Origin of the sequence: Nostoc sp. UCD121 (assembly GCF_014222285.1) — a bacterium.
Classification (GTDB): Bacteria; Cyanobacteriota; Cyanobacteriia; order Cyanobacteriales; family Nostocaceae; genus Nostoc.
This window is the reverse complement of the sequence record NZ_JACKZS010000271.1, coordinates 1-8485: the sequence shown is the minus strand read 5'-3', so window position 1 is coordinate 8485 and position 8485 is coordinate 1. Positions and strand designations below refer to the sequence as shown.

Annotated in this window: 9 protein-coding genes; 5 read left to right on the top strand and 4 right to left on the bottom strand. The window is 38.5% G+C overall.

The window, feature by feature from the left end:
- Positions 1-240: 240 nt before the first annotated feature.
- Together GNF10_RS32780 and GNF10_RS32775 are read right to left on the bottom strand one after the other, a co-directional pair.
- Positions 241-810: a Uma2 family endonuclease gene (locus GNF10_RS32780; RefSeq protein ID WP_185593115.1), complete on the bottom strand. Its 570-nt coding sequence runs from the start codon at positions 808-810 to the stop codon at positions 241-243.
- Positions 811-911: 101 nt separating this feature from the next.
- The gene (locus GNF10_RS32775) at positions 912-1865 is read right to left on the bottom strand and encodes a stage II sporulation protein M (protein WP_185581178.1); all 954 of its coding nucleotides are present in this window, start codon (positions 1863-1865) and stop codon (positions 912-914) included.
- An 80-nt stretch (positions 1866-1945) separates the two neighbouring features.
- On the opposite strand from GNF10_RS32775, the gene GNF10_RS32770 reads away from it, so the two are divergent.
- Together GNF10_RS32770 and GNF10_RS32765 are read left to right on the top strand one after the other, a co-directional pair.
- Positions 1946-2791 (top strand): hypothetical protein, encoded by an 846-nt coding sequence (locus tag GNF10_RS32770; protein WP_185581179.1) that lies wholly within the window; start codon positions 1946-1948, stop codon positions 2789-2791.
- A gap of 45 nt (positions 2792-2836) precedes the next feature.
- The gene (locus GNF10_RS32765; RefSeq protein ID WP_185581180.1) at positions 2837-3622 is read left to right on the top strand and encodes an RDD family protein; all 786 of its coding nucleotides are present in this window, start codon (positions 2837-2839) and stop codon (positions 3620-3622) included.
- A gap of 119 nt (positions 3623-3741) precedes the next feature.
- Here the strand turns inward: GNF10_RS32765 and GNF10_RS32760 are convergent, their stop codons facing one another.
- Complete coding sequence (locus tag GNF10_RS32760) at positions 3742-4533, bottom strand: DUF1868 domain-containing protein (RefSeq protein ID WP_185581181.1); 792 nt, start codon at positions 4531-4533, stop codon at positions 3742-3744.
- Positions 4534-4699: 166 nt separating this feature from the next.
- Between GNF10_RS32760 and holA the strand changes: the two genes are divergently transcribed.
- Together holA and GNF10_RS32750 are read left to right on the top strand one after the other, a co-directional pair.
- Complete coding sequence (gene holA, locus GNF10_RS32755) at positions 4700-5689, top strand: DNA polymerase III subunit delta (protein ID WP_185581182.1); 990 nt, start codon at positions 4700-4702, stop codon at positions 5687-5689.
- A gap of 109 nt (positions 5690-5798) precedes the next feature.
- Complete coding sequence (locus GNF10_RS32750) at positions 5799-6281, top strand: DUF4168 domain-containing protein (RefSeq protein ID WP_185581183.1); 483 nt, start codon at positions 5799-5801, stop codon at positions 6279-6281.
- Between the two features lie 198 nt (positions 6282-6479).
- On the opposite strand, the gene GNF10_RS32745 is transcribed toward GNF10_RS32750, so the two are convergent.
- The gene (locus tag GNF10_RS32745) at positions 6480-7091 is read right to left on the bottom strand and encodes a LuxR family transcriptional regulator (RefSeq protein ID WP_185582029.1); all 612 of its coding nucleotides are present in this window, start codon (positions 7089-7091) and stop codon (positions 6480-6482) included.
- A 590-nt stretch (positions 7092-7681) separates the two neighbouring features.
- Here GNF10_RS32745 and recR point away from each other — a divergent pair.
- Positions 7682-8311, top strand: a complete 630-nt coding sequence (gene recR, locus GNF10_RS32740) for a recombination mediator RecR (protein ID WP_179075600.1) — start codon at positions 7682-7684, stop codon at positions 8309-8311.
- Positions 8312-8485 lie beyond the last annotated feature (174 nt).

Sequence of the window (8485 nt, the reverse complement as noted above, 5' to 3'; positions counted from 1 at the left end):
AAATTAAGATGCGTTTAAATCGTAATTTAAAATGTTTTTTATTAATATTTAATTGATTAAATTAATTACTAAAAAATCTTAAATTTCATTTAAATAATTAAAAATGAGTAAACAAAGAATTTAAGAAATCTAACTTTGCTAAAAAATGGATAAAATCTGTGTTTATCTGTTAGTTCGGTGATGATGCATTTTGGCATATTTTCAGTATAAAAATAGTAAGTTTGACTGAACCAAATATTTTTACGCAGTCACCTTTAACCATCCAAAAATATCACCTACCGTCAACTCTAACCCCTGACAGAATTCTGGCACTGGTAAAACAGACTCAATTTCCTCAAAAGGTAAAGGTTGTTGTCCCGCAGGATAAGCAGCGATGAATCGCTCATCAGGGTCAATTAACCAACCCATTTTAGTCCCATCATTGAGAGCGTGTAAGATTTTTTTTATAACTTTTGTATGGCTTTGTTCGGGTGAGAGAATTTCGATTATCCAGTCGGGTGCTAGAGTAAATGTATTGGCAATATCACCATTTTCATCTATGGGAAGCCTTGCCCAAGAAAATACAGCGGCATCGAGAACTATAGAACATCCTGCAAAAGTGCAACGCAATTCTGGAAAAGCCCAACCCATTTTTTGTACTTTGATAACAGAATTGATTGTGGGACAGAGTTCTCCTTGAATAGTGCTATGTTTTCCTTGAGGCATAGGTTTTGGAATGATTTGACCGTCAATGTATTCACAGTACGGTTTAGTTTCTGGTAGTGTGAGAAACTCTTCTAGAGTCAATCTTTTATTTGATATTTGTACCATGATTATCCTAGCTTCAACTTATAATACTTTTTGACATCGTTAGTATTTACCTTATTTTAAAATATTTTTCAATTTACCAATCCGTCAATATCTAAATTATTTCATGCTTTCTTGCGCCTACAATACATTACCAAAAGTATAAATAATCCCATTCCTGCTAGATATTTAATTGCATCAGGTATGCTCGGATTAGGTGAAAAAAAGCCTTCAATCGTACCAGCAATCATCAACATTGGTACAATACCAAATACTAGCTGCACCGCCTGAGAACCATAAAATTTCAATGCATCTCCACGGCGATATTTCCCAGGAAATAAAATTGCTCTTGCTAATAAAAATCCTGCACCCCCAGCAAAAAAGATTGCGGGTAATTCCAAGGAACCATGCGGAAACACAAAGGCCCAAAAAGGATAAGCCAGATTATTTTGACCAACTAAAGTGCCAACAGCACCAATTAATAAGCCATTAAAAATCATCAAATAGGATGTATATAGCCCGACGGTGATGCCACCGGCAACAGCACCAAAGGATACTGACAGATTATTGATCGTGATACTGCTGGATGCCAGAGGTTCAACACCGACAATTGACCCCATCCATAATTTATGCTCATCTCGCACCTTGGTAATCAAACTTTCAGGTACGATCAAAGCCATAAAGCTGGGGTTTTGCCAAGAATACCACCAAGCCACTAGTGTCCCCAGTAGGAACAGTGCCGTGGCTACAGCAATATATGCAAATGTTTTCTGGACTACATCGGGTAATCCCCATTTGTAAAATTCTAGGATTGCCTGCCATTCCTGTCGTCGCGAACCTTGGTAAATCTGCGTATAGGCACGAGTTGTTAAAGATTGTAAACTTTGTATCAAAGTATTGCCGATTTGCTGGGTACGGGCACGAGCCAAATCTGCCGCTACTGACCGATATAAACTCGCTAACTCTCTAATTTCTGCTGCCCTTAGAGACTTTAGACCTTTTTTTTCTATCTGCTTTAATAAGGCATCCAGACGTTGCCAATTTGGTTCTCGTCGCGCAATCCAACGTTGAATATTCATGAATTTTGGGAACACTGAGTTTAACTTAGCTTAAGATAGCCTCAAATTGATCTCCGTAGTTTCAAGGGAAATTTGCCATTATGTCTGAAAATTTTGGATCTTCCGGCCAGATACAACCACTGAGTGTAGGAAATGTTGTCAGTGCTGCGGTGCGATTGTATCGTTCTCATCTTAAGACTTATCTAAAACTGGCTGCGATCGCTCACTTGTGGGTTCTCCTTCCGATTTATGGCTGGGCAAAATATGCAGCCATCTCTGGACTAATTTCACGCTTGGCTTTTGGAGAATTGATTTACCAACCTGAAAGTGTCCAAGCCGCCAGCAGCCATGTTAATCCGCGTCTCTGGTCATTTTTAAGAGTTGGTTTTCAGGTAGGAATATCTTTGGTGTTAGTTTATTTAGGATTGGCGATCGCAGGTGGTATTCTGTCTGCTGTGTTGATAGCGTTATTGGGAGGGATATTAGGTACTGCGGGTGTTATAGTCACAACCACATTGACAATAATTTTAATGGTAATTATTTTACTGTTGGGACTAACTTGGTTCTACTCTCGTTGGATAGTAGCTGAGGTACCGCTAGCAGTTGAAGAAAATGTTAATGGTGGCGAAAGTGTTGCTAGAAGTTGGGAGTTAACTAAAGCCTCGGTACTTCGCATTCAGGGCGTTGTTTTAGTTGCTTTTTTCGTTACACTGCCACTAGTGTTTGTATTAAACTATATACCTAGCTTATTCCTCATCAAGCTTGAGCCAGGTACTGTCATCTACGGAATTGTGTATTTTATTTCTGTAATTGGCAGCTTAGTAGGTGGAGTTTTGATAATGCCGTTCTGGCAAGCACTAAAAGCTGTTTTATACTTGGACTTGCGGACTCGGCGTGAGGGTCTAGGTTTGCAGTTAAGACAACCTCCTACACAAGATTTTCGTTAACTCAACGCCTTAATTCAACTCTATTAATTTTCAATTGGTTAAAATATGCGCTTTTTTAATCGCATCACATTCCAGACTCCAGAAAGTGTAGAGTTGGAATTTACTTTAGCGGGAATTGGTAATCGAGCTTTAGCACTGCTGATTGACTATACAGTGTTGGGTATAACTTTGCTTCTGTTTGTCCTTACCTGGGCTGTCTTTTCAACGCAGCTGGTAAATTTTCTTGAAGGCTTTTTTACAAGTTTACCAAATTTAGATATTTGGTTGTTAGCAATTTTCTTCATTATCGCCTTTGTAATTTACATCAGCTATTTTGTATTTTTTGAAACCTTATGGTTTGGGCAAACCCCTGGTAAACGGGTTGCTAAAATTCGCGTAGTTCGAGATGATGGCAGACTAATTGGGTTACAACAAGCAACTCTCCGTGCCCTACTACGACCCTTTGATGAGACTTTATTTATTGGCGCTTTTTTAATTATGTTGGGTAGTCGTGAAAAGCGTTTAGGTGATTTGGCTGCTGGTACAATTGTAATTCAAGCTGAAACACTCATTGCATCTGCAACATTGACCATTTCAGAACAGGCAAAAGAACTTCATGAACAGTTAATTCAAATCGCCGATTTATCGAAATTATTGCCCGATGATTTTGCAGTTATTCGTGAATATTTGCAGCGGCGGGCTGCAATGTCATTAAAGGCAAGAGCCTCACTATCTCTAAAGTTAGCCGAGCAAGTAGTAGCTATTATTAATTTAGAAAACTTGCCAGAAGCTGTTACACCTGATGTATTTTTAGAAGCTGTTTATCTCGTATATCAAGAGCCTAAGTTTTAGGCGAGAAATTTTATTTACAGCATTGGTAAAAAGTTAAGTTTACCTAAAAGACAAAATTATAATTAGTAGTCAGTTGCCAGTGAGTGGAAACTACTGGCTACTAACTACTAACTAATGACTTAAAAATCTAAACTCGGCCAGTTTGGTTCACGATAATAGTGTGTCATATTGTCAAATTTTCGCAATTCGACGCGATTGATCGAAAATTCTGGCAAATTAAACAGCCATTTTTCATTCAATTCAGAAAGCTTTGTACTGAAACTTGTGCGGTCTAAGTCAGATGAAACCTCCCCAAAATAGGCTAATGTAACATGGGCAGTGAAATGATAATGCTGCTCAATACCCAAGGCAATCAACTTGGGATTTTGATAAATTGTTCGGCGGAATTTAATAATTTCCTCATAGCAGCTTTCATCTTGAGGTACTAAACAAACAGCTATAGCTCTTGGCATCAGTATCAGTCCCAGCATTTGCCATTTAATCGGATGACTCCTATTTGTCATCAATTGTTGATATTGCTGAAACATTTCGGCTAAACAAGAGGGTAACTCCTCGTCAAATTTAGGATTCTTTTCGCGGGCATCAAGGTAAGCATGATCCCAAATTAAATCCGCTAAAGTTACATGGAAGCTAGCAGGAGGTACAGGTATAATCAAATTACGGTTTACAGGCAACTGCAAAAGTTCCTGTTGGTAAGTCTGTAATTTGGCATAGAAAGCAGAATTTTCTGATTCTTCTTCTGCCGCAGGCGGTGTAATTAGCGTATACCCAGGAAAAGACGCTGCTTCTCTCAAGCCAGAATTTGGCTGAAATTTAGAAGATTCCTGAATATGCTGGGCTTGGGATCTGTAGGCTTCTGGCAGCGTCAGTCGTGCTAACCGATTTAAGTAAGTTTGATAGTTGTCGTCCAATCTTCATAGCCTCACGCTCTCACTTGATAGATTTTAGGGAAAATTACCCCGAATAAGAGAATGATTTTAAAAGTATTTAGTTTTTGGGGCTGAGGGAGTTAGCAGTTAGGAGTTTTAAGTATTCTTCTCCAATGCGTCATTCCCCATGCCCAACTGAGGTTTATCTATGCCAATCTATGTTTACTGGGGTGAAGATGATTTTGCTATGGAAAAGGCGATCGCTGTTTTGCGCGATCGCGTTCTCGATCCCAATTGGATAAGTTTTAATTACACTGCATTCACGCCAGATGAAGCTGATGCTGCTATCCAGGGGTTAAATCAGGTAATGACACCCACTTTTGGCGCTGGTGGGCGCTTGGTATGGCTGGTAAATACAACCCTGTGTCAGCACTGTCCAGAGAATGTCTTAGGGGAACTGGTGCGATCGCTATCTGTCATTCCCGAAAACTCATTTTTATTACTCAGCAGCCGCAACAAGCCAGATGAACGCCTCAAATCCACGAAATTGTTAAAACAATTTGCTACCGAATTCCGAGAATTTCCCCTCATCCCCCCTTGGAAAACCGAATTACTAGTGCAATCTGTTAATCAAGTAGCCCAGACTGTGGGCGTAAAACTGACTGCCAATACTGCCCAGCTACTGGCAGAATCCGTTGGAAATGATACGCGATTGCTCTACAATGAAATAGAGAAATTACGGTTATATGCCTACGGTAGCAATAAGCCTTTAGACGTAGATACCGTTACAAAGTTAGTAAGAAATACTACTCAAAATAGTTTACAATTAGCAGCAGCAATCAGAATAGGAGATACAGCGAAAGCTTTGACAACTCTGGCAGATATGATCAATGCTTCCGAGCCGGGATTACGGATAGTTGCCACATTGATTGGACAATTTCGCACCTGGCTATGGGTCAAGATTATGATAGAAAGTGGTGAGCGCAACCAACAAGCGATCGCTAGTGCTGCTGATATCGGTAATCCCAAGCGGATCTACTTCTTACAACAAGAAATCAAACTGCTTTCTGTGCAACAGTTAATCTCCTGCTTACCTCTACTATTGGAGTTGGAAGTGAGCCTCAAGCAAGGAGCATCAGAAATGTCAACGTTTCAGACTAAAGTCATCGAACTTTGTCAAGTATGCCGAGGAAGTTGACAATCAAATATAAAAACTTGATGTATTGAACAGTTGCTGGAACTTCCAACTCCGAAAATAATTCAAAGTTCTTATAATATCCCTGATGTAGTTTTGTGTCACACACTATATGAATAAAATTTCCAATTTCCTTTCCCGATCCAGCCGAAAGCGAATCCTTTGCAAATCATTCTTTTTCGGCGCGATCGCTACTGCGAGTGTCATTTCCAACGCTTTTTCAGTTACTTCAAAAGCTTATGGTCAAACTGCATCACCAATAGCTAACAATACTCAAATTGACAGCTACGCTCAAGCAGTTCTAGCAATGGAACCAGCACGTCAAAAGGCTTTTGAAACCATTAAAAACCTGATTGGCAATGGAGAAGTTCCCAAAATTGTTTGTAACGATTCTAACAGCATAAATGGTCTTCCTAGAAAGGCTCAAGATATCGCAGTAAATTACTGTAATAACTCTCAAAAAATTGTCCAAGATAATGGTTTGAGCATCGATCAGTTTAACAAAATCACTATAGAACTACAAAATAACGATCTTTTAAAACAGCAGGTTTATAATACCTTATTACGTCTGCAAAAAACCCCTGATTCTCCTTAGTTAAAATTTGCACCAACATTAAAATTAGACAGGAGCGCGGTTAAAATAACTACCCTTAGTTCATTTCATACAAGGGCTAGTATTTTTATCTATAGAACAATCAAAGATCGATTTATAAAATACTTGTTTGTGGATAATAGGTTAATAAGTAATAATCTATTGAATTTTACAAACCGATTTTTATTGCCGTCCTATCATTCAACTATCAGAAAAGTTTGCTTGTCGCTTAGTGTGAATATTTTTCATGTGCTTCTTCACGGTGTTTATGGTGATGTAAAGCTTCATAGCAATCTCTTTGTAGCTGTAGTTGCTTCTATAGAGAAACCAAATTTCAGCTTCTCGTGGCGTGAGGTCAAATTTTTTAATTTCAGTGAGTGCTACATTTTTTACAGACTCATACTGGTTTTCTATGGTAACTAATAAGCAAGGCACTTCGAACCCATCTAAATCTAGCAGTCTTACCCTAATCCGAAAAATATTTGACTTATCAAGTACAATTTCATCCGACAAAATCAGAAGTTTATCAGAAAATAAATACCGACTACTGAGTAAAGATTCACAAAGATTCCAGATAGCTGACGGTACAGCATTCGGGTTGAAATTGCCTTGATTGAATTGGCCACAAAGGCGATTAGCAGACGCATTATTATGTACTACTTCACCACTTTGGCTTAAAATTAATATACCGTCTTCTAAGCCTTCAATTACTTCTTGTAAAAAATTAGCTCGCTTGGAGTTAAGCAAATCAATATTCTTTAACTGTTGTGGTTCTGCTACTGTTTTTACTAATGTCTTTGTTAGGGCAATCATAGGAGATAGATTAATGTATAAAATAGTGTTGTTTGTTAGATTCGTGCAACTTGGAAGATGTACTAATCTATTTTTTGGATGATTATATAAATAAATTGGGTGAATATTGCAGACTAATCATACTCATCAAAGTAAGTACAAGTGTTCTTTCTAAAACAAACTCCTGAGAATACTCAATCAACAATTCATCTATTTTGTTTGAATTAATTTAGGTTATACATTTTAAATACAACTCTGAAATAGCCTATTTCGGAAGACACAAAATTTGACTAGACTTTGCCTCGCTACGCTAAGGTGTCATTGCTAGATTAATTGTCTAAAATCAAACGTATTGTTTTGTTGAATGTAAGCCACTTCTACAAAATAGCTATCACCCCAATAAATAAAAATTATTCAGATGTAAATAAAAATACACACACAAATATTTGTATGTGCGTGTATTTACTACGTATTATAAATTGCAGACTAAATTTTACATTGATTAAAGTAAGCGATCGCACTTCACAGTTAACCTCGCCAACTTGATAGGCTCAAAAGCTTCCATAATAAACGCCATACCAGACACATGGAAGTACCTGAAAAATGTCATTATAGTTAAAGTAAAACATTCTGGAGATAAGACAACGGTTTACGCACGCCCTTTAGCACGGTTAATTGAGCAATTGCAACGCCTGCCGGGAGTTGGCCCTAAATCTGCCCAAAGACTGGCTTTGCATATTTTGAAGCGTCCAGAAGCAGAAGTAGAAGCTTTGGCACAAGCTTTAATTGAAGCCAAAAAACAGATAGGCTTGTGTTCTGTTTGCTTTCACTTATCTGCTGAACCTGTTTGTGAAATCTGTCGCAATGCCAACCGTGACAACAATACTATCTGTGTCGTAGCAGATCCCCGCGATGTAATTGCGCTGGAAAAAACCCGCGAATACAAAGGTAAATATCACGTTTTGGGTGGGGTGATTTCTCCAATTGATGGAATTGGGCCAGAACAGTTGAATATACTGGCTTTGCAGCGACGGGTAAATCAACAAAAACCCCAAGAAGTGATTCTGGCAATTAGTCCGAGTATCGAAGGGGAAACAACAACACTATATATAGGTCAGCTGCTGAAACCGTTTACCAAGGTGACGCGGATTGCCTTTGGTTTGCCTGTAGGTGGTGATTTAGAATACGCGGACGAAGTGACCCTAGCAAGGGCATTGGAAGGGCGCAGGGAATTAGATTAAGGTTAATTCAAAGGTTTATAAACTAAACCTCATCTATGTTGTGAAACGTAGAATTTTTTAAAAGATATATTTATGTAGGTTGGGTGGAGTGAAACGTAACCCAACATTACCACCAAATTTTATGTTGGGTTACGCGATCGCTGCACCCAACCTACAAAACTACGGTTCTCAAGG

Coding starts and splice junctions, on each gene's coding strand:
- GNF10_RS32775 (WP_185581178.1), bottom strand. CDS start 1,865: ATGAATATTCAACGTTGGATTGCGCGACGAGAACCAAATTGGCAACGT.
- GNF10_RS32765 (WP_185581180.1), top strand. CDS start 2,837: ATGCGCTTTTTTAATCGCATCACATTCCAGACTCCAGAAAGTGTAGAG.
- holA (WP_185581182.1), top strand. CDS start 4,700: ATGCCAATCTATGTTTACTGGGGTGAAGATGATTTTGCTATGGAAAAG.
- GNF10_RS32745 (WP_185582029.1), bottom strand. CDS start 7,091: ATGATTGCCCTAACAAAGACATTAGTAAAAACAGTAGCAGAACCACAA.
- GNF10_RS32770 (WP_185581179.1), top strand. CDS start 1,946: ATGTCTGAAAATTTTGGATCTTCCGGCCAGATACAACCACTGAGTGTA.
- GNF10_RS32780 (WP_185593115.1), bottom strand. CDS start 810: ATGGTACAAATATCAAATAAAAGATTGACTCTAGAAGAGTTTCTCACA.
- GNF10_RS32750 (WP_185581183.1), top strand. CDS start 5,799: ATGAATAAAATTTCCAATTTCCTTTCCCGATCCAGCCGAAAGCGAATC.